This window comes from Nocardia otitidiscaviarum NBRC 14405 (assembly GCF_000308635.1).
In the GTDB taxonomy this organism is placed as follows: domain Bacteria; phylum Actinomycetota; class Actinomycetes; order Mycobacteriales; family Mycobacteriaceae; genus Nocardia; species Nocardia otitidiscaviarum.
The window spans coordinates 14,091-33,885 of sequence record NZ_BAGD01000078.1 but is presented as its reverse complement, the minus strand read 5'-3'; the positions used below and the strand labels follow the sequence as shown (position 1 = coordinate 33,885).

The window sequence follows — 19,795 nt, the reverse complement described above, 5'->3', positions numbered from 1 at the left end:
CAAGCCGAACACTACCTACGCGACACCGACATCCCACTCGGCCGCCTGGCCACCCTGCTCGGCTACAGCGAACAAGCAGTCTTCACCCGCGCCAGCCGGCGCTGGTTCGGGACCACCGCCACCGACTATCGCCACACCCTCCGCGAACCACCGCTCCAACACTGAAGCCCAGTTCGCACATTGCTGCAGGCGACTTCACACGGCCCGAGATCATCTGGGCGCTGTCGCGCGTTCGTCCGGCGCCTAGCCGTGGCCGGTTCACGATGCTCCGGCCACGATGGCGCGGGTGCGTGGGTGGCTTCTCAGAGTGTGGACAGCGAGGTCAGCGAGTGGATGACCGTGACGCCGTCCCGTACAGTGGTGCCCGCCGCCGCGCGGTTCAACCAGTAGGCGTGCAGCCCGGCGTCGCGTGCGCCCACACCGTCCACATCCCAGCGGTCACCTACATAGGCGACCTGTTGCGGCGGCAGGCCGAGCAGTTCACAGCCCGCCAGGAAGATATCGGGACGCGGTTTGGGCGTGCCGAATTCGGCCGAACACAGCACGGCCTCGCCGAAATGGGGGAGCAGGCCCACGGTGCGCAGCTTGCCGACCTGGTGGGACCGCGAGGAATTCGACACCACGCCCACCGCGATGCGGCCGGTGAGGGCGGACAGCAGCGGTTCGGCATCCGGGAAGGCCGCCCAGGTGGTGTCGCGTAGCGCGACATAGCGGTCGAACCAGGCGCGGGGATCGTCGGTGGACGCGCCGATATGGGCCAGCAGCAGCTCCGACCGCAATTCCTGCTGCCCGGTGAAGGTCAGTTCACCGGCGAGGTAGCGCGGATACTCCCGCTCCTCGAGTTCCTTCCACAGCGCCACGGCGTGTTCGGCGGACTCGAACCGGTCCAGTAGCCCCTCCGCCGCCAGATGCGCGAGAATTCCGGCGCGCGCGGTGGCCGAATAGTCGACGAGGGTGTCGTCGACATCGAAGAGGATGCCGCGAACAGTCACACGTCCACGCTACCGGCCAGCGAACCGATCACGACGGTCGCGCCCGATTCCTCGTCCGCGGCGACCTTGGGCGTCAGGCCGTGCGCGGTAAGAATCCCCACCGCAGTCTCGGCCTGTCCGGCACTCGTCTCCACCAGCACATGCCCACCCGGAGTCAGCCACTCCGGAGCCGCCGCCGCGACCCGCCGGAAGATATCGAGGCCGTCCGCACCGCCGTCCAGCGCCGACAGGGGCTCGTACTCCCGCGCCTCCGGCGGCATCCCCGCAATCGCCTCGGAGGGCACATACGGCGTATTCGCGAGTAGCACATCCACCCGCCCCGCCAGCTCCCCGGGCAGTGCCGCGAACAGGTCACCCTGAAATACCCTCGCCCGCAACACCTCGAGGTTTCGCCGCGCGCACGCCACCGCCCCGGGCTCGATATCGGCCGCCGCCAACTCCACTGAAATGCCCTCGGCGGCAAGCTCTGTCGTGAACGCCAAGCCGAGCGCTCCACACCCGCAACACATATCCACCGCAACGACCTCGACCGCTTCACTCGTAACCGGTGGCATTCCGTGCGCGCTCGCGGGCCGCGCCGTCTGTGCCGCCCCGCCGACCCGTGCTCGCGCCAACTTCACCGCCTGCTCGACGAGATATCCGCTCCGCTGCCGCGGCACGAACACCCCCTCCGCCACCCTCACCCGCACCCCCCGAAACTCCACCCACCCCAGCACGTACTCCAGTGGCACCCCCGAAACCCGGCGCGCTACCAGCGCGTCCAGACGCTCGGCATCCGCAGCGGCGCCGACCAGCAACCTCGCCTCGTCCTCGGCGAACACACACCCCGCCGCCCGCAATCGCGCCACCAGCTCATCGAAACGCACGGCAACCATTCGGTCCATTGTGCCGACTCGCCGGATCGCGCTGTCTCCTGGGCGGGCCGATCGCGATGCCTCGCCGGGCCGGACTGCTCGCCGATCGGCCCTGTCTCGTCGGTCGGGCTGGCCCGCCGCATCAGCGCGGTTCGTAGGTAGGACCGGCTCGTCGCCGAACCGGTCGTGTCGCCGGACACCGGTGAACCAACGGTCTTGCCGAACCGACCACGCCGATCACGCCGCCACGGGTCGGCCGGTCCGACGTCGAGGTTGCCGTCCGCCCCGGACAGGCCCGTTCGACCAACCAGCGCGGCCGACGGGCCCCGGGGCGGCTGTGACGCGGGCGGTGAATCATGGTTGGGAGTGCGGGCATGCGCTCTCCGCCGGGTCCCCGTGCCACCGCACCGAGCGGGGTCCGGGGATGCGCGGCGGCGCGCGTCCGGGCTTCGCTGGCCGTGAACGAGGTGTCCCCGGGACCATCCGGACCCGGGGACACCGACGTCATTCTCGCCTCGCCCCGCCTACCGCTGCGCCGGCAGCAGCAGGGTGCGGGTGGCGTCGAGGTAGATGCCGCGCTGGGCGGCGCGGTTGGGCGGGGGGAGTTGGGAGACGAGCTGTTCCAGGGAGGTGGTGGCCCCGACCACGGGGATGCCCGCCACGATGAAGTCGGCGACCGCGCGGCGAATGTGGTTGGGGGAGGTCACCACGATGGCGCTGGTCGCGCCCGCGTCGCGCAGCATCTTCGAGGCGTGCAGGGCATTGCCGACGGTGGATCCGGCCCGATGCTCTGCCATGATCCGGCTGCCCGGAATGCCGCGATCGAGCAGCCAGCGTTCCATGGCTGCCGCCTCGGTGATCCCGTTGCGCGGATTGCCGCCGGTCACCACGATCGGGGAGAGCGGCGAGGCGATGGCCTGCAACCAGGCCGCCTGCATGCGGTTCACCAGTTCGGGCCGCATCGCGCCGTCGGGCAGCAGGCCGTAACCGAGCACCACGATGCCGGTCTGCGGTCCCGCGATGGCGGGAATCGGATTGGGCAGGGTGCCCACCGCGGCGGCCACGGCCCGGAAGATGGTCCGCACACCGTCGGCCAGGCGCGGATTGACGGCGTTCAACCGCAGCAGCGCCGCCTCCCGGGTGACGAGGTCACCGGTGTAATCCGACCAGACCGCCTGCAGCGCCAACGCTTCGGCGTCATCGGGGGCCTCGGCGAGCAGGCGGCGCAGGTCCTCCAGCCCCGCCGCGTCGTCGCCATTGACGAAATTGCTCTGTGCCGAGTTGTAGAGGGGTCCCGGTTCGGCCATGGCCACCGGCGATCCGAAGATGGTGAGCGCGGCCGCGGCGGCCACGACCAGGGAGGGTAAACGCCTTGCTTTCTGCACCGCAACGACACCTTTCCGCGAACGAACGAGGTCTCACACGCACTGCTTGCTGACTATTGGCTCGAAGCCGAATGGGGACACGATACGACTGTCCAGCGCGTCGGTCGGGGATTTGCCACAGTGAAATTCCGGGTTTGGAGCTCCACGCGGAGGGGAACGGGGGCCGGGATGCGGTCGCGCGATAGGCTGTACCCCCGTGGATACGACTTCGCTGACCGGCAAGGAACTCGCCGCCGCCATCAATGCCGACACCAAGCAGCGCGCCGCCGCACTCGCGGGCACCGGTGCCGCACCGCGCCTGGCCCTGGTGGTCGCCAATGACGATCCGGCCAGCGCCTGGTATGTGAAGTCGCTCAACCGCGCCGCCGAACGCAATGGAATCGCCTGCGAGAACATCGAACTCGGGGTAGACGCGACGGCGGCCGATATTCGCGCGAAGCTGGTGGAACTCTCGGCCGATCCGAGCGTGGACGCCATCATGCTGCAGACCCCGCTGCCCAAGGGTGTCGGCCTCGACGACGTGAGCCCCGCGATCATCGCCGCCAAGGACGTGGACGGCGTCAGCCCGCTGTCACTCGGCCTGCTGGCCACCGGCCTGCCGGGCTTCCCGCCCGCGACCTCCGAGGCCGTGGTGGAACTGGCGAAGCATCACGGCGTCGCACTGTCCGGCAAGCATGTCGCGGTGGTGGGCCGCTCCAATGTGGTGGGCAAGCCGCTCGCGCAACTGCTGCTGGCGGAGAACGCCACCGTCACCGTGTGCCATTCGCGCACCACCGATCTGCCGGGCGTGACCTCGGCCGCCGATGTGGTGGTCGCGGCCGTCGGGCGGGCCGGATTGATCAAGGCCGAGCATGTGCGCGAGGGGGCCGTGGTCATCGACGTGGGCACCAATGAGGGCGAGGACGGGTCCATCACCGGCGATGTGGACGCCGCGGCTGTCACCGGCAAGGCCGCCGCGCTGAGCCCGGTCCCCGGCGGCGTCGGTCCGGTGACCACCGCGCTGCTCATGCGGCACGTGGTGCAGGCCGCCGAGAACGCCCGCTGACCGCGACACCCGGCCCGGAGGTCCGGCCCGGGTGTGACTCCGCGGTATCTGGCTGGCTGTCGTGTGCCCGGGCGTCACCAGTGCAGATACACCGGGTCGCCCACGCTCACATTCTCGTAGTACCAGGCGGCGTCGGCCGGTGGCAGGTTGATGCAGCCGTGGCTGACGTTCGCGTAACCCTGCGAATCCACCGACCACGGGGCGGAATGAACGAAGACTCCGCTCCAGGTCAGGCGCTCGGCGTACTCACCGTCGATCAGATAGCCCTCCGGCGAGTTCAGCGGGATGCCGATGGTGCGGGAGTCGAAGACGATGCTCCGGAACTTCTCCAGCACGGGGAAGGTGCCGGTGGGCGTCTCCCAGCCGGGTTTGCCGAAGGAGGCGGGGATGGTGCGCACCGGGACCCCACCGATACTCACCGTGAAGGTGTGGTTCGACATATTGCCCTCGGCGGTCACCCCGGCATTGGTGTTGAACTCGGTGCGCGCGGTGCCCGCGGACACCGAGATGGGGGTCGACGCCGGGAGGAATCCCTCGGGCGTCCAGGTCAGCTCGCGGTCGCTCTGCCACGAGAAGCTGCCCGCCAGTTCGGTTCCCGCTCGAATGCTCACCGATTGCTCTGCGCGCGTGCGGTTCTCGACCGGTTGTGCGAACTGCACCCGCACGGGTGCGGCGATACCGACCGTTTCCCCCGCGCCCGGTGAAATCGCCTGCACCGCAGGGACGGTGGGCCGGATGATCGCCGCCGCGGCGAGCCCCGACCCGAAGGCGGTCAATGCCGCGACCACGGTCGCGAGGAACAGATAGCGAATCGCGTTCCGCATGTTTCCACCCCTTTCGAGGATGGTGTGCTCTCGGATCACCAGCCTATGGCTTCATGATCAAGACCAGCGAGAAAAGTTCTCTGTTCGTGACCTACCCGGCGGCGTGGTGCTCTAACACGATCGCCCGGCGGTGCTAGTGCACCGCCGGGCGATGAGATGGAATGCTCACCGGTCGCGGACCGGATCGGTCCCGGTGGGCGAACGCGTGTTCGACCTTATTTGTTGATGGCCGCGACCACGTCGTCGTGCACGGCGTCGGCGCGGGCGGTGAGCTCGTCGATCTGGGTGAGCACCGGCTCGAACTCGCTGCCCGCCCCCGCTCCCAGCGAGGCGACATTGATGGCGATATTCAGCTGCGAGGTGGCAGCCGCCGCCCGCGCGCAGTCGGCGGCCGCACCGATATCGGTGACCACATTGGGATTGCCGATCGGCAGCAGCTCGGCGGCGAGGGAGATGATCTCATCCGCCACGGCCACCACATCGGCGGGCACCCGCGCCGCACCCAGCAACGCCGCGGTGATCGCCTCGGTCCGTGCGGCCTGCTCCTCTTCGGTGTCCTTGGGCAGCTTGTACGCATTGCCGACGGCCGTGAACGCCTCGGCATCGGCATCGGCCAACTCCAGCGCCCGCGCTCGAGCGGAATCCGCGGCGGTGATGATCCGATCCACGGCGGGCCGATGCTCGGCATCCTTGGCTCGCGTCGTGTACCGCGCCACCATGGCGACCAGCGCCGCCCCCTGGGCGGCATGCAACGCCGCGACCGCGCCGCCACCGGGCGCGGGCACCTTGGCGGCCAGCTGATCCAGGTACCCCTGCAGTGTCGAGTCACCGAACGAGGCGATGTCCTGCGCGGTGTCCTGAGTCATGAGCGATGCCCTCCCGGGGAGTCGTACCGTGAGCGAACTTTCGCGCCCTACGCTACCGGGCCTCGACCTCGAAGCATTCCGCGCACCCAAGTCGCGCCGGTGCTATTGCCGTCGATGCGTGGACGACGGTGGTCGGGATCTTGCGGGCGGCTTTGGGCACCTCTCGATGACGGTGCTTATGGTTGTCGGGTGAGCGACAGTACGTCCGCGAGTGTGACGACGGGATGGGCCGACCCGCCCGTGGTGCGGGTCCTGAATCAGCCAGCGGGCAATCCGACCACGGTCGAAATGCACTGGTGTACCGCGCCGGAAGGTGCGCAGTGGGCGAGGGTCACGTTCGAAACCGTTCTCGCCTACCGGTGGAGCGACTTCGATCTCGGCGACCCGCGTACCGATCGGGATCAGTTCGAGTTCGGCCTTGTCCGGATCGCGGAATCAGAGCTGGTGGACCAGCTGCTGAACGGCGCCGACCGACTCGACCCCGCGGAATGGTACGGCGGCTCCATGGCGAAGGGCGATATCCGCCACTATCGCATCGCATTCGACGACCATGGGGTGTACGACATCGTATGCGGCGGCCTGCACATCGCCCACACACCCGAACCGCCACCGCAGTGACAACCCACCGCTCGGAAAATCAGTTGCTGCGGTACCGCGTTCCTGCGAATGTGGTTACACCGCAAGCTCATCCGAGCAGCGGTATAGATGGGCGTAGCTCAGTGGCAGAGCAGTGGTCTCCAAAACCGCGTGTCGGGAGTTCGATTCTCTCCGCCCGTGCGAGCGCGGTCCGGCGCAGGTCGGCCGCGTCGGGTATTCGGCCCGCCTCGGCGCGTGGGCGGGCCGGATCCACCGGTTGAGCACATGGCGTGCACGGAGGCTGTAACCCTCCCGCCCTCGGGCGCAGGTGGTTCGATTCCATCCAACCGGACGCATGGCGTAGTTGCTCTGTCGGTATGGGCAGCCTGACTTTCAATCAGGACCCTCGTCGGTTCGACTCCGATCTACGTCACCGCTGACTTCGTGCTGTGCTGGTCCGGCACCCCGACTCTCACTCGGGGCGACGTGGGTTCGATTCCCACCGAGGTCACGATGCCTTCGTAGCTCAGTGGTGAGAGCACCGCCCTGATAAGGCGGGGGTCGGAAGTTCGATTCTTCCCGAGGGCACTGTGATCGCAGCCGTCGATCACCCAGTGGCTCGTAGCTCAGTCGGCAGAGCACCCACCTGTTGAGCGGGGAGTCGCAGGTTCGAACCCTGCCGAGCCAGCGAACGATCCGTAGCTCAATTGGTGAAAGCACCGCCCTGTCACGGCGGAAGATGCGGGTTCGACTCCCGTCGGATCGACTCGCCGCCGTCACCGCCGTCTGCGGCCATCTCCAACCTCACGCCAGCGATTGGGCACGACCCCAGCGATCACACGATGGATTCGTGCGTACTGAGCACTTCGTCGAGGTCTCACACCTGGGGCTTGTCCCTCACCCCGCTGTTCGCTATCGCTGCAGATCGTCCGCCACCTGCACCAAGAATTCCGCGACCTTCTGGATGTCAGCTGACGTCAGCAACTCCTGCTCCGGACTGTCCTTGACGAAGCGCATCTGAGCTGACCAATTCCCATCTCGGACTTCGACCTCGGTCCAGTATGGCAACGGGGCTCCGGTCCAGGCTTTACCCTCGAAACCTGCCACGGAACGATAGCCGGAAGGCGGCTCATCGGGATCATCCTTGTACACCATGAATGGTTGGTGCACTTGCAGAGTGCCTATCGTTCCGTCCTTGCCCGCGCTGTCGCATATCGTGTTCCAGCCAACGGTGCCGTCCTCCTCGCCTAGCGTGGGGGTATCCACGTCCGCGTCGTTCATGGAAAGCGTTCTGCGGAGGAACTGGCCGTAACGATCACACAGCTCGACTGAACCGTATTTCGATGGATCAGGTTTGAAGTACGATGGCTCAAGAAATTTGGAGCAGCCAGTAGCCCCAAGAATTGCCACAAAGGAGAGTAGGCCGATTCGTACTCTCATCGTCGTCGTGCCCCCCGGTCACCATGGCCGTTCAGCCGCTTCCAAGCATCCATATCTACGCGCCGCACTACGTCGTCTCGCCAACTCCTCCACGCGGCCCCGTGGAATCCCCGCCCCTGGAGGGCCTCTCGCTGACCTTAGCCTATCGATCATGTGAGAGCGCCTGCGCGCTACCGCAGGGTTCGCCCACCATGCGTCGGTCCGCATATCGACAGGTATTCGCACGTCCTCGGGTCCTTCCAAACCGAGATCGAAGATCCGGTCGAACCACTCATCCCGTAGTGAGTCGGGCAGTTTCGCCCCGCACCATGGGCAATAGTTGAAAACGATGGTCGGACAGCCAAGAGTCCATGCCTTCGCACGAATGAATCCGCTCGCCACTGGACGCCATCAGCCCACCATAATTGTTCGGCCTGGAACCGCCGGCTACATCTCGCTGGTTCTCGGACCCATCGAGTCGAGATGTGGAGCTCTACCGCACGGCGACTTTCGCGCCTCCGGAGAACATCGAGCCGTGGAACTCGATGGCGACCGGTACCACGCCGACAGGCACATCGAATGCGATCACGACCGAGACCTTGTGGCCTGGGTTGAGGTCTTCGTGGGAGCCGTAGTCGTTCAAGGCCGCGTTCGCTGAGAAGCTGGCTTCGAACTCACGGTTCTGATCGTCGATGAGGACCTGGTTGCTCCCGAAGTAGGTTTGCGCACGCTTTCCGACATTGCTGATATCGACGGATACGAGGACGAACTCTCCTTTCGCTTCCTCGCCCCAGAACCCTCCGCCGACTCGGGTGGTGCCCTGTTCGACATTGGTGATCACGAATTCGAACTGGCCGTCGCGCACGGCGGATCCGGCGGGTGCGACATCGTTCTTCGGTGGCGCGGCTGGGGTCGGGGCGGCCGGTTGCTCGCTGGGGGATGGTTTCGCCGCGACGGGACCAGCGGTGGTCGTTTTCGTGGATGAGGTGTTGCTGGCGAGTCCGACCAATCCGACGCAGCCGCCACAGGACAGCACCAGCGTGCCGATGACGATCCACACCCACACCGGAACAGCCGGTTTCCGCGGTGGCGGTCGCAGGGGGTATTGCTGCGGATATGGATACGGCTGCTGAGGCCCGTATGGTGGCGGCGGCGGATAGTTCACGGGTTCCCCTGGGCGCGATCGGTGGTATGCCAGTCGATCGGCGGGGTGTCGGGTTGCCGTTACGTCGCTGGCTTTCGCGCAGACTAACCGACTGGGCAGCCCCTTGAGGAGGGTCGAAGGTCGGTTTCCGCTAGTCACGGTGGGAAGTTGGCACAGAACGTCAGTGCGTGTGCTATGCGCGCCACCGCAGGCAGCGGAACGCTTCGGCGAACATGGTTCCGCTTTGCGCGCCTCTCACGGCAGCGAGCCCGCGCAAGGCGTGCTCAGAGCGGGTGTGCGGGTGGGGTCGCCATTGGCTGGCGTGTAGGCGCAGCCCTTTGATCTTGCGGTTGAGGTCTGTGGGGGTGAGGCTGACGAAGAAGTTCGCTGTGGGGTGGGCGGGGTTGCGTGTCCACGGGTCGCCGACTTCTTCGTAGGCGAGGACCAGGTCGGGTTGGTGGCGGTAGGTATCGGGGCCGGGTCGCAGCGCGCTGATGGCCGCGGTACCGACGGCAGCATGGTCCTGGTTGTAGCTATCGGGGTCCGGGACGGCGACGACGGTTGGTTTCACCGCAGCGAGGGTGAGTGGGTGGTTTCCGCGTTCGATGATGTCGATGAGTTCGGCGGCGGGCACGGTGTCGAGGCGAAGGTTGTAGCGGTCGCCTGGTAGCGCGAGATGGGTGCCGTCCAAGGGCCAGAACGCGGCGGCGTGCGCCATCTCGCTTTGGCGTTGGTCGGCGGTGGACAGGCCCGCCGCAGAGTAGTCGCGGATATCGGCGATGGTCATCCACAGCACGAATATCTGCCCGCCGTCGAGTTTGACGCGGCTGATCAACCCTCCGCACCCGATGGCTTCGTCGTCAGGGTGCGGAGCGATGACCAGCAGGCGGTGGTGGGACCAGTTCACGGCATGGTCGATTGGTATGCCGCCCAGGCGTCTCCGATGATGTCGGTCAGGTCGGGGCGTTGCGGTTTCCAGCCGAGTATGGCGGCGGCTTTGTGTGCGGCGGCGACGGAGACGATGGCGTCGCCGGGGCGGCGTCCGGCTTCGGCGACGGGGAAGCGTGCGCCGGTGACTTGTTGGACGGCGTTGATGACTTCTCGGTTGGTGTAGCCGTTGCCGTTGCCGAGGTTGAACACTTCGTAGCGGCCTGGTCGGATGTCGTCGAGTGCGGCGAGGTGCGCGCTGGCGAGGTCGGCGACGTGGATGTAGTCGCGGACGCAGGTGCCGTCGGGGGTTTCTGTGTAGTCGGTGCCGTAGAGGGTGAAGGTGTCGCGCTGGCCTGCGGCGCATTGCAGCAGGATGGGGATGAGGTGGGTTTCGGGGTCGTGGCGTTCGGCGAGCCAACGCCCGGCGCTGGTTTGTACGGCTCCGGCGGCGTTGAAGTAGCGCAGCACGGCGGCACCGAGGGGAGCGCCGGGGCGTCCGCATTCTCCGGCGATCATCATGTCGATCGCGTATTTGGTGACCGCGTACGGGTTTTGGGGAACGATCAGCGATTCTTCGGTGAACGGTGGCGTCCCGGAGTACAGCGAGCCGGTGGAGGAGAACACCAGCCGGGGTGTGCGGGCGGTGCGCATGGCGTCGAACAGGGCGAGGGTGCCGCGAATGTTGTTGTCCCAGAATCGTTCGGGGTGGGAGACGGATTCGGCGACTTCGATTTTGGCGGCGAAGTGGATGACGGCGTCGAACCCGGCGGTGGGCGTGAGGATGTGGGCGACGTCGTGCAGTGGCTTCTGGACGAGTTCGGCGGTGGCGGGGACGTTGTCGGCGTGTCCGGAGGACAGGTCGTCGAGGACGGTGACGTCGTGTCCGGTGTCGATGAGTTGGTGGGCGACAACGGAGCCGATGTAGCCGGCTCCGCCGGTGACGAGCACGCGCATGAGCAAGGCCCTTCTGCTAGTGGTCGGTGTGTGCGTCGGCAGCGCATCGGAAGCCGATGTCGAAACATGAGTAGCCGGGTTCGCAGGCGATACGTTCGGTGGTGCGGACCTGCCAGCGCAGATGCTTCCAGCTGCCGCCGCGCACCACACGGTAGCCGTGGAGCATAGCAGCGGACAGCGCCGGGTCGTAGGTGACTGACGGGTCGTACGGGGTGTAGAGGCTGGCGGTCCATTCGGCGACGTTGCCTGCCAGGTCGGCGACCTCGAAGACGGAGTCGCCGCCGGGGGAGTAGGTGCCGACAGGTGTGGTGCCGGGGGTGAAGCCGTGCTGGTTGTAGCGTTCACGCCACCACGTCCGCCACTGGTCGAGGGTGTGGATGTGTCCGGCTTGCTGTTCGACGCTGTTGAGCAGCAGCGGGTTCCAGTCCGTTCCCCACGGGTAGGGCGTCCAGGTGGGGCCGTGGGCGGCGTATTCCCATTCGGTTTCGGTGGGTAGTCGTTTGCCCGCCCAGGTGGCGTAGGCGGTGGCGTCGGCGTGGTCGACGTGCACGACGGGGTGGTCGGGTGTGTCGGTGACGGCGTCGCGGCCGGGGGCGGGGGTGCGCCAGCACACGCCGGGTTCGGTCTGCCAGTAGGTGAGCCCGTAGACCAGCCCGAACCCGCGCTGTTCGGCGGCGGTCACATATCCGGTGGCGTCGACGAACTGGGCGTAGTCGAGGTTGGTGACGGGCGTGCGGTCGATCCGGAAGGCCGGGATCTCGCACACATGTTGGGGGGCTTCGTCGCCGAACCAGGAGCGGTCGTAGTGCTGCTGGCTTGCGATGCTGTCGAGGTGTGGTTCGGGAGCCCCGACCTGGACGGCGTCGGCGGGAATGGTGATCATGTCGCGCATCCTCACCCTCCCATGAGGGCTGCGAGGAGTTGGATTTCGCTACCCGGGTGCGTGATAGGGGTGTCGAGGCCGTGGAGGGTGCGGACGTCGATGTGGTTGAGGCACACCAGCGCCCATGCCGCGATGCGGCGGTCGTCGGTCATGAACCGTTTCTGCAAGACCGGGTAGCGGTCGCAGAACCAGGTAAGCGCTTCGCCGACTGTCGTTGCCTCGCACGACAGTTCGGTCATCGGGGTTTCGGTGTTCCAGCTGGGCGGGACGGTGAACGTGACGGTGGTCATCGCGCGGCCTGCCCGGTGACCGCGAGAATGTCGCGCATCCATTCGAGGGTGAGGCCGATACCGTCACGCAGAGACGTGCTGGCCTGCCAGCCCAGGATCTCGTGGGCGCGGCGGGTATCGGGGCGGCGCACCGCGACTTCGGCCGCGCGGGCGGGCGTGACCTCGAGATTGCCGGAACCCGCGAGTTCGATGATGAGTTCGGCGAGTTCGGCGATCGTCACTTCGTCGCCGTTGCCGAGGTTGATCGGCCCGAAGGTGTCGTGTTCGAGGGTGCAGAACAGTGCGTCGACGAAGTCGTCGATGTAGATCAGTGACCGGGTCTGCTTGCCGCCGCCGGTGATGTGCAGGGTGCGGTGGGACAGGGCCGCGGCGCAGAACGAGGCGACGACGCGTCCGTCGTCGGGCCACATGCCGGGGCCGTACACGTTGAACGGGCGCACGATGGCGACGTTGGTGCCTTGGCGGTGGTGGGCGGCGCAGGCGGCTTCGAGGACGCGTTTGCCTTCGGTGTAGGCGCTGAACGGGCCGATGGGATCGCAGTTGCCGCGGTAGGTTTCGGCTTGGGGGTGTTCGAGTGGGTCGCCGTAGATTTCGGAGCTGGACGCGCACACGATGCGGGCGTCGGAGCGGGCGGCCAGGTCGAGCATGGTGAGGGTGCCGACGGAGCTGGCGAGGATCGTGTCCAACGGCATCTTGGTGTTGGCTTTCGGGCTGGCCGGGCAAGCGAGGTGCACGATGTGGGTGACGCCGACGAGGTCGGCGACCGCGACCGGTTGGGTGATGTCGGCGCGGCGGAAGGTGAACGACGGGTCCTCGCGCAGCGGTTTGATGTTGGCGTAGTTGCCGGTCGACAGGTTGTCGATGGCGGTGACGGTGTGGCCGTCGGCGAGGGCTTCGCGGCAGACGTGGTGGCCGATGAATCCGGCGCCGCCGGTGACGACGATGTGCTTGCGGGTCATATCGGTGTCCTTGATCGGTGACTGGTCAGAGGCGTTCGATGTGGGCTGCGGGGGTGAGGGCAGCGCAGGCGTCGAAGACGCGCGGCGCGGTGCGGATGAGCGGGTAGTCGAGGCCGCGGTGGGCGACGAGCAGCGCGACGAGATCGGTGTGGGCGACCGTGTCCGGGGTCAGGTCGGTGAGGATGCCGGGATGGTGACCGAGCAGCGGGTCGACGATGGTCACGTCGGCGCCGCGGCTGCGCAGGATGTCGGTGACCTTGAGTGCGGCGGAATCGCGGATGTCGGCGACGTCGGGCTTGTAGGTGGCGCCGACGACTACGATGCGGGGCTGGCCGTCGATCGGTGCGCAGGCGGTGAGGATGCGGTTTGCGACGTAGCCGGGTTGGGCGGTGTTGATCCGCAGGGCGGTGGCGATGAGCTGACTGGACCGTCCGACTTCGCGTAGCCGCCACGACAGGTAGGCGGTGTCCGAGGGCAGACAGTGCCCGCCGGCGCCGACGCTGGGCCGAAACTCCATGTACCCGTAGGGTTTGGTCGCGGCCAGGTTCAGTGCGGACCAGATGTCGACCCCGAGGTGGCGGGCTTGCTGGGCGAGTTCGTTGACGAAGGAGATGTTGAGCAGCCGGAAGGTGTTCTCGATGAGTTTGGCCACTTCGGCGGTGCGGATGTCGGGTGCGGGGATGACGGTGTCGATGAGTCCTTGCCAGAATTCGGTGACCGCGTGCAGGGATTCGCGGTCGATGCCTGCGACGATCTTCGGTATCCGGGCGATGCTGGTGATCCCGGAGCCGGGGTTGAGTCGTTCGGGTGCGTAGCCGAGGTGGAAGTCGCGGCCCGCGATCAGTCCGGCGGTTTCGAGGATCGGCGCGAACACGGTTTCGGTGGTGCCGGGGTAGCTGGTGGACTCCAACGCGACGAGACATCCGGGACGCAGGTGCGGGGCGAGGGTTTTCGCGGCTGCCTGCACGTACGACAGGTCGGGGTGGTCGCCGATGACGGGGGTCGGGACGGCGACGAGCGCGACGTCGAAGTTGTCGAGAGCGTCCGTGTCGTGGGTGGGCCAGTAGCGCCCGGATTCTTGTGCTTGTCGCAGCAGATGGGAGGGGACGTCGCTGATGTAGGAGTCGCCGGACCGTAGCCGGGTGATCCGGTCGAGGTCGGTGTCGAAGCCGATAACCATGTGTCCGGTCTGCTGGGCAAGCATCGCCGCCGGCAATCCCACAAATCCCTGTCCGATGACAACGACTTTGCGGGGACCGGCTGCCTTCGCTCGCGTGGTGGCGGGGTTCATGAGGGCTGCTCGGTGTTGTCGGCGCGGACGTGGTCGGCCAGGCGTGTCAGGAGGTCGACCGGGTCGAATCCCATGGCGCGCAGTGGTTCTGCCGGGAAGACGCCGGGGTTGTTGTGCCAGACGAGGAACAGGTGTTCAGGGCCGACCTGGTGGGTGCCTGCGGCGGCGGCGAGTTCGACGGCTGCCTGGAACAGGGCTTGCAGGGCCGGTGTCGGTGTCGAGATCTCGGAGGTGCTGTCCTCGTTGGTCATTCGGTGAGGCTCCTTTCGGTGGTGTCGCATTCGGTGTGGGGGAGTCGGCGCCAGCCGCGGGCGAGGTCGTCGGTGAGGTCGCTGTAGGCGTTTTCGAGTTCGGCGAGGCGCGTCCAGGCGGCGTGCACGGTGTCGCTGCCGGGGTGCTCGGTCATCAGGACACGGAAGGCGGTGGCGGCGGTGGCGGCTATGCGGTCGATGAGCGTCCCGACGGTTTCGGTGTGCATCCGTGCTCGCGGGTGCGGTGGCGGGGTGTTGGTAGCGACCCAGCAGTCGATTGCGAGGACGAGTTCGCCGCGCTGCCGGTCGATCTCGTCGCTTCGCTGCGGGTATTGCTGGCGGCGGCGATGAAGGTCGGCGAGCCGGGTCGCGAAGTCAGCGAGCGGGTTCTCGTCGCGGTCGCTGCGGTGGAACGCTTCGAGCAGCTCGTCCTTGCTGGGAAACCGGTTCGTCGCTGCCCGTGAGCCTTCCACCAGCAGCGGTCGTGCGCGGCGCTGGTCGAGCAGGCACATGGCTCTAGCCGCTGGTACTTGAGCAGCGGGCCAGGGCGGCGGCGTACTGGCGACACCGCGGCCCGTGGTCTGCGTGATCGGTGAGGATCTGTTGTGCGTGAGGCAGGCTGAGCGGGCCGGGGTCGTCGCCGCAATCGTTCACGGCGTGCTTCGGGCGATGTATCTGCGGTGATACGTTCACGTGAGCCTCCCAGTAGCTGGGCAGAGTTGGGGAACACCCGACGGCCGACCGGGAGGGCCGTGTCCTGATCGGCGGCGGCTCCAGCGATGAGGGAAGGTCCGGAACCGCACATACCGCCGGGTGTTCGCTTAGCCTGCGCGGAGATCGCGGAACGCGTAAGGAACTCGTTCGGCATTCTCGCGGAACTCTGGCGGCACTACCCGCGGTGCCCGGCGTAATCTGTCAGCCACGATCGGCCCTAATGGTGGGGAGAAACGCATGATCGGGCTCGACTGGACCGGTGTAGAGGTCAGGTGCCTTCGCGAGGCAATGCTCTGCGACTACAGCAAATTCGCCGAGCGGATCGGCTGCTCGGAAAGAGCGGTCGGGAAATGGGAGTCGAAGGGCCTACACGCCAACCTCCAACCCAGCAGCAAACGGCAGCTTGAGGATGCCTATAAGAGGCTCGATCCCGCCGAATGTCAGCGGTTCGAGTCGGCCTTAGCAGGCGCGGGGCGCATTCCCGCCGCGGCGCCGCTGCCTGCCCGCACACGTGTGGTTCTGGCGCCTGATCGCCCCGCCGATCTCCTGTCGGCTGTCGATAGTGTCCGTCTCGTCGTTGACCAGACCTTGGCGCAGTGCACCGTCAGCCCTGCTCGAGTGTCTCTGCTGGACGAGCGTGTCGCGCAGCGTATACACGAGTACACGGCGATGCCGCCCGCTACTGCGTTGGCGCGGATCGCTCCGGACTTGCTGGAAGTGCAAACTATTGCGGCGGAACGCCAACCGGCGACGGTGCAAGCTCGACTGTCCGAACAGTCGGCGGTGCTGGGGCTGCTGACCGCTGATGCGTTGATGAAACTCGGTGAGATCGACCGCGCCAGCTACTGGTTCGGCACCGCCCGCCTTGCTGCCGACGACACCCCGAACCTGCGCTTGCGTGCCCGCGTCCGCGCCCAGCACGCGATGCTGCCCTACTACTACGGTGACGTAGCGACGTCGGTGTCGCTGGCACGCAAAGCGCAGGCGATCCTGTCGGACACCACCAGTGATGAGGCGGCGCTCGCCGCCGCAGCCGAAGCACGGGCCTTAGCGCGGTTGGGAGACCGCCAAGGTGCCGAACTCGCGATGAACAAGGCACAGCGACTCACCGACGCGCTAGAGAACTCCGTCGGCGACGAGGCATTCCGGTTCAACACCAAGCGGTTGATGCTGTACATGTCTGGAACACTGACCTACATGGGGCACACCACGCGCGCCCGACGCGTCCAAGATGAGGCACTGCGGCTCTACAAAGCGACATCGGTGGTGATCGACCCCGCGTTGATCCACCTCGATGCCGCCGTCGGCTACGCCGTCGACGGCTCGGTCGAAGACGGTTGCCAACTGGCTGCCGACGTGCTGGAAAGCCTCCCGAGCGAGCACCGCACCCGTATCGTGATGACTCGCGGCCGTGATGTCCTCGATGCTCTGCCCGCGAGCCGACAACCTTCACCCGCTGTCGGCGAGCTGCGGGAACTGCTCAGCGCTGACGTGGCGAGCTGATGACGGGCCAAGACATCGAACCGGCCCGTCTCTCGGAATCGGAATTCGTCCCCGACCGGACCCTCCCGATCTTGAATGTCGCGTGTCGGCGAGTGGGTATCGACGGCAGTGACGCGACGCTGCTACGGCATCACACGAACGCTGTCTATGTGCTGGCCCACGAGCAGGTCGTAGTCAAGATCGGTCGGCCGGAACATCGCCACATCGACGTCGTCGGTCTGGTGCGGTGGCTGGAAGGCCACCGTGTGCCATCAGTGGCGTTGATCGACGTTGAGCAGCCCATCGAGGTCGCGGGCTGCCCGGTGACGTTCTGGCGGTATCTGGATCAGCGCGGCGGTCTGGTCAGCGCGGTCGACCTGGCGGGGCCGCTCGCCGCGCTACACGCGTTACCGCCGCGCCCGCCGGTCGACGTTCCAGACCAGCAGATCTCGCGCAGCTTCGATGCCATCACCAAATCCATCGACAGCAGCCGCATCCTGTCGCCGACTGACCGCGCGCTGCTGCATGAGCACCGTGAGCAGTTGGCTGCGGAAGCTTTCGCGGTTCGGTACGTCCTCGACACAGCGGTGATTCACGGCGACGCCCACCATCGCAACGCGCTGTGGGACCGCGACGGTGCGCGTGCGGTGCTGTGCGACTGGGAGAGCGCTGCGGTCGGCCCGCCGGAATGGGATCTGGTGACCCTCGAGGTGCATTGCCGCCGGTTCGGTCACCCGCCACGCGAGTATGACGAGTTCTGCCGCGAGTACGGGTTCGACATCCGCGACTGGGACGGCTACGCGTGGCTGCGGCGTCTGCGGGAGCTGCGCATGATCACCACCAATGCGCGAAAGGCCGCCGTGGGGTCGAGCACGGTCGTGGAGGTGCGTCAACGTATCGAAGCGCTGCGGGCCGGCCAACAGATCGGCTGGAGCATTCTCTAGCTGTTTGGCTGTTCAGTAGCGGTCGTCGACCTCAGCGAGGAACTGGTCGCTGTCCTCATCGTCGCTGTCGTCGTCGTTGAGCGCCTGCCAGAGCAGTTCGACGATGTCGACACCGGGGACGGGTTCGAACGTGCCGTCGCTTCGTGCGCTGATTCCGGCGATGTCGGGGTGGGCGAGCATATCGAGTACCGCGGCGACCTCGTCGAGGGTCGGAGGCGGGTCGATCATGGGGCGGGTCGCGCGGGTGATCTCGCGGGCGGTGAAGGGGCCGTGGCTGTCGTCGATGATGTCGATGACGAGTCCGAGGATGGCGTCGGCGCGGTGGACGGTCATGGGGTGTCCTGGCGGGGGCTGAGGGCGGATTCGGGGAACCATTGGCGCAGGGTGAGCTTGTCGCGGCCGTTGCCGGTGGTGATGGTGACTTGGACGAAGCCGAGCCAGCCACCGGTGGTGGTGCGTGCCCAGGCGTAGAGCAGTCCGGGTTTCAGGCCGGAGAGGTCGAGTCCTTCGGCGCGGACGTGCAGGGGCAGGCTGTTGGCGGCGAAGCGTGTGCCGCCGGAGGGGAGGGCCTTGCTGATGTCGACGGTGACGGGGCGGGGTGGGTCGACATGGCGGCGTATGGGTGGTGTACCAGCGTGGCCGTTGTCGAACATAGTTTCGAATGATAGCTCTTGTGTGGAGTCGTGGTTGTGTTGGCTGGTTGGTTGCCATCACAGGGGCTGGCGAGGGCTCGGGTCGGCGTCGACGACGTCTGGCGATCATGCTTGGTGGAGCCGGGAGCCGGGATCATCCGGGACCCGCAGTGCCAAAATTCGTGCCACAATTTTTCGGGATGGCCCAGGTTGCTCCGGGATAGGCAGGGACATGCTCGGCGAGCATGCCCGTCACCAGGGGCGAGGTGAGACCCCGCTCCGGCCAGCCCTTAAGCTTCCGGTTATGCGTATCGGACTGTCGATCAATTACACCGACGGCTTCAAAGAGGTGGCGGCCGAGGTCGCGGATCTGGAGCGGGCCGGGCTCGATATCGTCTTCGTGCCGGAGGCGTACTCGTTCGACGCCGTGAGCGCGCTGGGGTATCTGGCCGCCAAGACCGAGCGGGTACAGCTGGCCTCGGGCATTCTGCAGCTCTACACGCGCACGCCTACGCTCACCGCCATGACGGCGGCCGGGCTCGACTACGTCTCCGACGGTCGCTACGTGCTCGGTCTCGGGGCGTCGGGTCCGCAGGTGATCGAGGGATTCCACGGCGTGCCCTACGACGCGCCGATCGGGCGTACCCGCGAGGTGCTGGAGATCTGCCGCAAGGTGTGGCGGCGGGAGCGGCTGGAACATCGGGGCAAGCACTACACCATTCCATTGCCCGAGGGGGAGGGGACCGGGCTGGGGAAGCCGCTGAAGCTGATCAACCATCCGGTGCGCGAACGGATTCCGGTGCTGCTGGCGGCGCTGGGGCCGAAGAACGTGGAGTTGGCCGCGGAAATGGCGGAGGGGTGGCAGCCGATCTTCTTCCTGCCGGAGAAGGCCGACGCGGTGTGGGGTGACTCGGTGAAAGCCGGTCTGGCCAAGCGGGATCCGGAGCTGGGCAAGCTGGATGTGTACGCCGGTCCGGTGCTGGCCATCGGTGACGACGTGGAACCGCTGCGGGAATGGGTGAAGCCGCATCTGGCGCTGTACATCGGCGGCATGGGTGCGAAGGGGAAGAACTTCTACCACGCCCTGGCGAGCAAGTACGGGTACGGCGCGGAGGCCGACCGGATCCAGGAGCTCTACCTCGCGGGGAAGAAGGAAGAGGCCGCCAAGGTGGTGCCCGACGACCTGGTTCGCGATGTGAACCTGATCGGGTCGGCCGGATTCGTGAAGGAGCGGATCGCCGCCTTCCGCGAGGCGGGGGTCACGGTGCTGAATGTGGTCCCGATGGCGGGTACGCCCGCCGAGCGCGTGAAGCTCATCGAGCAGCTGCGCGATCTGGTCTGAGCGAGGTTCGGATACAGC

Annotated in this window: 24 protein-coding genes and 6 tRNA genes; 12 read left to right on the top strand and 18 right to left on the bottom strand. The window is 66.9% G+C overall.

The features are described from left to right. A partial coding sequence (locus ON31_RS38565; RefSeq protein ID WP_157533706.1) for a helix-turn-helix domain-containing protein occupies positions 1 to 165 on the top strand: 165 nt, incomplete at its 5' end. Positions 166 to 302: 137 nt separating this feature from the next. Here the strand turns inward: ON31_RS38565 and ON31_RS16210 are convergent. From ON31_RS16210 to ON31_RS16200, 3 genes are all read right to left on the bottom strand, one after another. Continuing rightward, positions 303 to 992 (bottom strand): HAD family hydrolase, encoded by a 690-nt coding sequence (locus tag ON31_RS16210; protein ID WP_051037351.1) that lies wholly within the window; start codon positions 990 to 992, stop codon positions 303 to 305. Further along, the gene (locus ON31_RS16205) at positions 989 to 1,867 is read right to left on the bottom strand and encodes a HemK family protein methyltransferase (RefSeq protein WP_039814590.1); all 879 of its coding nucleotides are present in this window, start codon (positions 1,865 to 1,867) and stop codon (positions 989 to 991) included. Before ON31_RS16205 ends, ON31_RS16210 begins: the two co-directional genes overlap by 4 nt. A 503-nt stretch (positions 1,868 to 2,370) precedes the next feature. Beyond that, entirely contained in the window at positions 2,371 to 3,198 is an 828-nt protein-coding gene (locus ON31_RS16200) for a YdcF family protein (protein WP_244961907.1), read from the bottom strand. 229 nt (positions 3,199 to 3,427) lie between these two features. Between ON31_RS16200 and ON31_RS16195 the strand changes: the two genes are divergently transcribed. Beyond that, positions 3,428 to 4,276 (top strand): bifunctional 5,10-methylenetetrahydrofolate dehydrogenase/5,10-methenyltetrahydrofolate cyclohydrolase, encoded by an 849-nt coding sequence (locus tag ON31_RS16195; RefSeq protein WP_039814587.1) that lies wholly within the window; start codon positions 3,428 to 3,430, stop codon positions 4,274 to 4,276. Between the two features lie 74 nt (positions 4,277 to 4,350). Here ON31_RS16195 and ON31_RS16190 read toward each other — a convergent pair whose 3' ends face one another. Then, positions 4,351 to 5,100, bottom strand: coding sequence for a L,D-transpeptidase (locus tag ON31_RS16190; RefSeq protein ID WP_039814585.1), 750 nt, complete (start codon positions 5,098 to 5,100; stop codon positions 4,351 to 4,353). Positions 5,101 to 5,315: 215 nt separating this feature from the next. Continuing rightward, on the bottom strand, positions 5,316 to 5,966 hold the full coding sequence (locus tag ON31_RS16185; RefSeq protein ID WP_081592497.1) for a cyclodeaminase/cyclohydrolase family protein: 651 nt from the start codon (positions 5,964 to 5,966) through the stop codon (positions 5,316 to 5,318). Between the two features lie 189 nt (positions 5,967 to 6,155). Here ON31_RS16185 and ON31_RS16180 point away from each other — a divergent pair, with 189 nt between their 5' ends. The 7 genes from ON31_RS16180 (at position 6,156) to ON31_RS16155 (ending at position 7,308) form a co-directional block, all read left to right on the top strand. After that, positions 6,156 to 6,584 carry a hypothetical protein gene (locus ON31_RS16180; protein ID WP_115061677.1) on the top strand — a complete coding sequence of 143 codons (429 nt, stop codon included), beginning with the start codon at positions 6,156 to 6,158 and terminating at the stop codon, positions 6,582 to 6,584. A gap of 87 nt (positions 6,585 to 6,671) precedes the next feature. Further along, positions 6,672 to 6,743, top strand: a tRNA-Trp gene (locus ON31_RS16175). A 156-nt stretch (positions 6,744 to 6,899) separates the two neighbouring features. Continuing rightward, positions 6,900 to 6,975: transfer RNA gene (locus ON31_RS16170), tRNA-Glu, on the top strand. Positions 6,976 to 6,980: 5 nt separating this feature from the next. Then, positions 6,981 to 7,053 (top strand) — tRNA-Glu (locus ON31_RS36700). A 4-nt stretch (positions 7,054 to 7,057) separates the two neighbouring features. Next, positions 7,058 to 7,130, top strand: a tRNA-Ile gene (locus tag ON31_RS16165). Positions 7,131 to 7,157: 27 nt separating this feature from the next. After that, a tRNA-Asn gene (locus tag ON31_RS16160) sits at positions 7,158 to 7,230 on the top strand. A gap of 4 nt (positions 7,231 to 7,234) precedes the next feature. Next, positions 7,235 to 7,308 (top strand) — tRNA-Asp (locus tag ON31_RS16155). A gap of 146 nt (positions 7,309 to 7,454) precedes the next feature. Here the strand turns inward: ON31_RS16155 and ON31_RS16150 are convergent. The 11 genes from ON31_RS16150 to ON31_RS16105 form a co-directional block, all read right to left on the bottom strand. Further along, complete coding sequence (locus ON31_RS16150; RefSeq protein ID WP_039814581.1) at positions 7,455 to 7,823, bottom strand: hypothetical protein; 369 nt, start codon at positions 7,821 to 7,823, stop codon at positions 7,455 to 7,457. 177 nt (positions 7,824 to 8,000) lie between these two features. Continuing rightward, the gene (locus tag ON31_RS38560; protein ID WP_373282983.1) at positions 8,001 to 8,363 is read right to left on the bottom strand and encodes a DUF6980 family protein; all 363 of its coding nucleotides are present in this window, start codon (positions 8,361 to 8,363) and stop codon (positions 8,001 to 8,003) included. A 91-nt stretch (positions 8,364 to 8,454) separates the two neighbouring features. Continuing rightward, positions 8,455 to 9,021, bottom strand: a complete 567-nt coding sequence (locus ON31_RS16145) for a DUF4352 domain-containing protein (RefSeq protein WP_039814610.1) — start codon at positions 9,019 to 9,021, stop codon at positions 8,455 to 8,457. A gap of 277 nt (positions 9,022 to 9,298) precedes the next feature. After that, on the bottom strand, positions 9,299 to 10,012 hold the full coding sequence (locus ON31_RS16140; protein WP_039814579.1) for a PIG-L deacetylase family protein: 714 nt from the start codon (positions 10,010 to 10,012) through the stop codon (positions 9,299 to 9,301). Further along, complete coding sequence (gene galE, locus ON31_RS16135; protein ID WP_039814577.1) at positions 10,009 to 10,989, bottom strand: UDP-glucose 4-epimerase GalE; 981 nt, start codon at positions 10,987 to 10,989, stop codon at positions 10,009 to 10,011. Before galE ends, ON31_RS16140 begins: the two co-directional genes overlap by 4 nt. A 16-nt stretch (positions 10,990 to 11,005) precedes the next feature. Next, a complete protein-coding gene (locus ON31_RS16130; RefSeq protein ID WP_157533704.1) occupies positions 11,006 to 11,872 on the bottom strand; it encodes a formylglycine-generating enzyme family protein in 867 nt (288 codons plus the stop codon). Between the two features lie 11 nt (positions 11,873 to 11,883). Continuing rightward, positions 11,884 to 12,162: a ubiquitin family protein gene (locus tag ON31_RS16125; protein ID WP_039814574.1), complete on the bottom strand. Its 279-nt coding sequence runs from the start codon at positions 12,160 to 12,162 to the stop codon at positions 11,884 to 11,886. Beyond that, positions 12,159 to 13,121, bottom strand: a complete 963-nt coding sequence (locus ON31_RS16120) for an NAD-dependent epimerase/dehydratase family protein (protein ID WP_039814572.1) — start codon at positions 13,119 to 13,121, stop codon at positions 12,159 to 12,161. Before ON31_RS16120 ends, ON31_RS16125 begins: the two co-directional genes overlap by 4 nt. A gap of 25 nt (positions 13,122 to 13,146) precedes the next feature. Further along, on the bottom strand, positions 13,147 to 14,412 hold the full coding sequence (locus ON31_RS16115; protein ID WP_063821508.1) for a nucleotide sugar dehydrogenase: 1,266 nt from the start codon (positions 14,410 to 14,412) through the stop codon (positions 13,147 to 13,149). Next, positions 14,409 to 14,663 (bottom strand): Clp protease N-terminal domain-containing protein, encoded by a 255-nt coding sequence (locus ON31_RS16110; protein WP_039814570.1) that lies wholly within the window; start codon positions 14,661 to 14,663, stop codon positions 14,409 to 14,411. The genes ON31_RS16115 and ON31_RS16110 overlap by 4 nt, the downstream gene beginning before the upstream one ends. After that, positions 14,660 to 15,175: a DUF4254 domain-containing protein gene (locus ON31_RS16105; RefSeq protein WP_051037348.1), complete on the bottom strand. Its 516-nt coding sequence runs from the start codon at positions 15,173 to 15,175 to the stop codon at positions 14,660 to 14,662. The genes ON31_RS16110 and ON31_RS16105 overlap by 4 nt, the downstream gene beginning before the upstream one ends. A 439-nt stretch (positions 15,176 to 15,614) precedes the next feature. Here ON31_RS16105 and ON31_RS16100 point away from each other — a divergent pair, with 439 nt between their 5' ends. After that, positions 15,615 to 16,880 (top strand): NsdA family TPR-like regulatory protein, encoded by a 1,266-nt coding sequence (locus tag ON31_RS16100; RefSeq protein ID WP_051037346.1) that lies wholly within the window; start codon positions 15,615 to 15,617, stop codon positions 16,878 to 16,880. Beyond that, the gene (locus ON31_RS16095) at positions 16,880 to 17,803 is read left to right on the top strand and encodes an aminoglycoside phosphotransferase family protein (RefSeq protein WP_051037343.1); all 924 of its coding nucleotides are present in this window, start codon (positions 16,880 to 16,882) and stop codon (positions 17,801 to 17,803) included. The genes ON31_RS16100 and ON31_RS16095 overlap by 1 nt, the downstream gene beginning before the upstream one ends. A 12-nt stretch (positions 17,804 to 17,815) precedes the next feature. Here ON31_RS16095 and ON31_RS16090 read toward each other — a convergent pair whose 3' ends face one another. Then, complete coding sequence (locus ON31_RS16090) at positions 17,816 to 18,136, bottom strand: hypothetical protein (protein WP_039814568.1); 321 nt, start codon at positions 18,134 to 18,136, stop codon at positions 17,816 to 17,818. Then, positions 18,133 to 18,456: a hypothetical protein gene (locus tag ON31_RS16085; protein WP_039814566.1), complete on the bottom strand. Its 324-nt coding sequence runs from the start codon at positions 18,454 to 18,456 to the stop codon at positions 18,133 to 18,135. Before ON31_RS16085 ends, ON31_RS16090 begins: the two co-directional genes overlap by 4 nt. A gap of 283 nt (positions 18,457 to 18,739) precedes the next feature. On the opposite strand from ON31_RS16085, the gene ON31_RS16080 reads away from it, so the two are divergent. Further along, a complete protein-coding gene (locus ON31_RS16080) occupies positions 18,740 to 19,777 on the top strand; it encodes an LLM class F420-dependent oxidoreductase (protein ID WP_039814564.1) in 1,038 nt (345 codons plus the stop codon). The last annotated feature ends 18 nt before the right edge of the window (positions 19,778 to 19,795 follow it).

Excerpts from the sequence above, each read along its gene's own strand:
- ON31_RS16205 (WP_039814590.1), bottom strand. The coding sequence starts at position 1,867 with ATGGTTGCCGTGCGTTTCGATGAGCTGGTGGCGCGATTGCGGGCGGCG.
- ON31_RS16190 (WP_039814585.1), bottom strand. The coding sequence starts at position 5,100 with ATGCGGAACGCGATTCGCTATCTGTTCCTCGCGACCGTGGTCGCGGCA.
- ON31_RS16185 (WP_081592497.1), bottom strand. The coding sequence starts at position 5,966 with ATGACTCAGGACACCGCGCAGGACATCGCCTCGTTCGGTGACTCGACA.
- ON31_RS16150 (WP_039814581.1), bottom strand. The coding sequence starts at position 7,823 with ATGAACGACGCGGACGTGGATACCCCCACGCTAGGCGAGGAGGACGGC.
- galE (WP_039814577.1), bottom strand. The coding sequence starts at position 10,989 with ATGCGCGTGCTCGTCACCGGCGGAGCCGGCTACATCGGCTCCGTTGTC.
- ON31_RS16130 (WP_157533704.1), bottom strand. The coding sequence starts at position 11,872 with ATGATCACCATTCCCGCCGACGCCGTCCAGGTCGGGGCTCCCGAACCA.
- ON31_RS16125 (WP_039814574.1), bottom strand. The coding sequence starts at position 12,162 with ATGACCACCGTCACGTTCACCGTCCCGCCCAGCTGGAACACCGAAACC.
- ON31_RS16120 (WP_039814572.1), bottom strand. The coding sequence starts at position 13,121 with ATGACCCGCAAGCACATCGTCGTCACCGGCGGCGCCGGATTCATCGGC.
- ON31_RS16115 (WP_063821508.1), bottom strand. The coding sequence starts at position 14,412 with ATGAACCCCGCCACCACGCGAGCGAAGGCAGCCGGTCCCCGCAAAGTC.
- ON31_RS16110 (WP_039814570.1), bottom strand. The coding sequence starts at position 14,663 with ATGACCAACGAGGACAGCACCTCCGAGATCTCGACACCGACACCGGCC.
- ON31_RS16105 (WP_051037348.1), bottom strand. The coding sequence starts at position 15,175 with ATGTGCCTGCTCGACCAGCGCCGCGCACGACCGCTGCTGGTGGAAGGC.
- ON31_RS16100 (WP_051037346.1), top strand. The coding sequence starts at position 15,615 with ATGATCGGGCTCGACTGGACCGGTGTAGAGGTCAGGTGCCTTCGCGAG.
- ON31_RS16095 (WP_051037343.1), top strand. The coding sequence starts at position 16,880 with ATGACGGGCCAAGACATCGAACCGGCCCGTCTCTCGGAATCGGAATTC.
- ON31_RS16090 (WP_039814568.1), bottom strand. The coding sequence starts at position 18,136 with ATGACCGTCCACCGCGCCGACGCCATCCTCGGACTCGTCATCGACATC.
- ON31_RS16085 (WP_039814566.1), bottom strand. The coding sequence starts at position 18,456 with ATGTTCGACAACGGCCACGCTGGTACACCACCCATACGCCGCCATGTC.
- ON31_RS16080 (WP_039814564.1), top strand. The coding sequence starts at position 18,740 with ATGCGTATCGGACTGTCGATCAATTACACCGACGGCTTCAAAGAGGTG.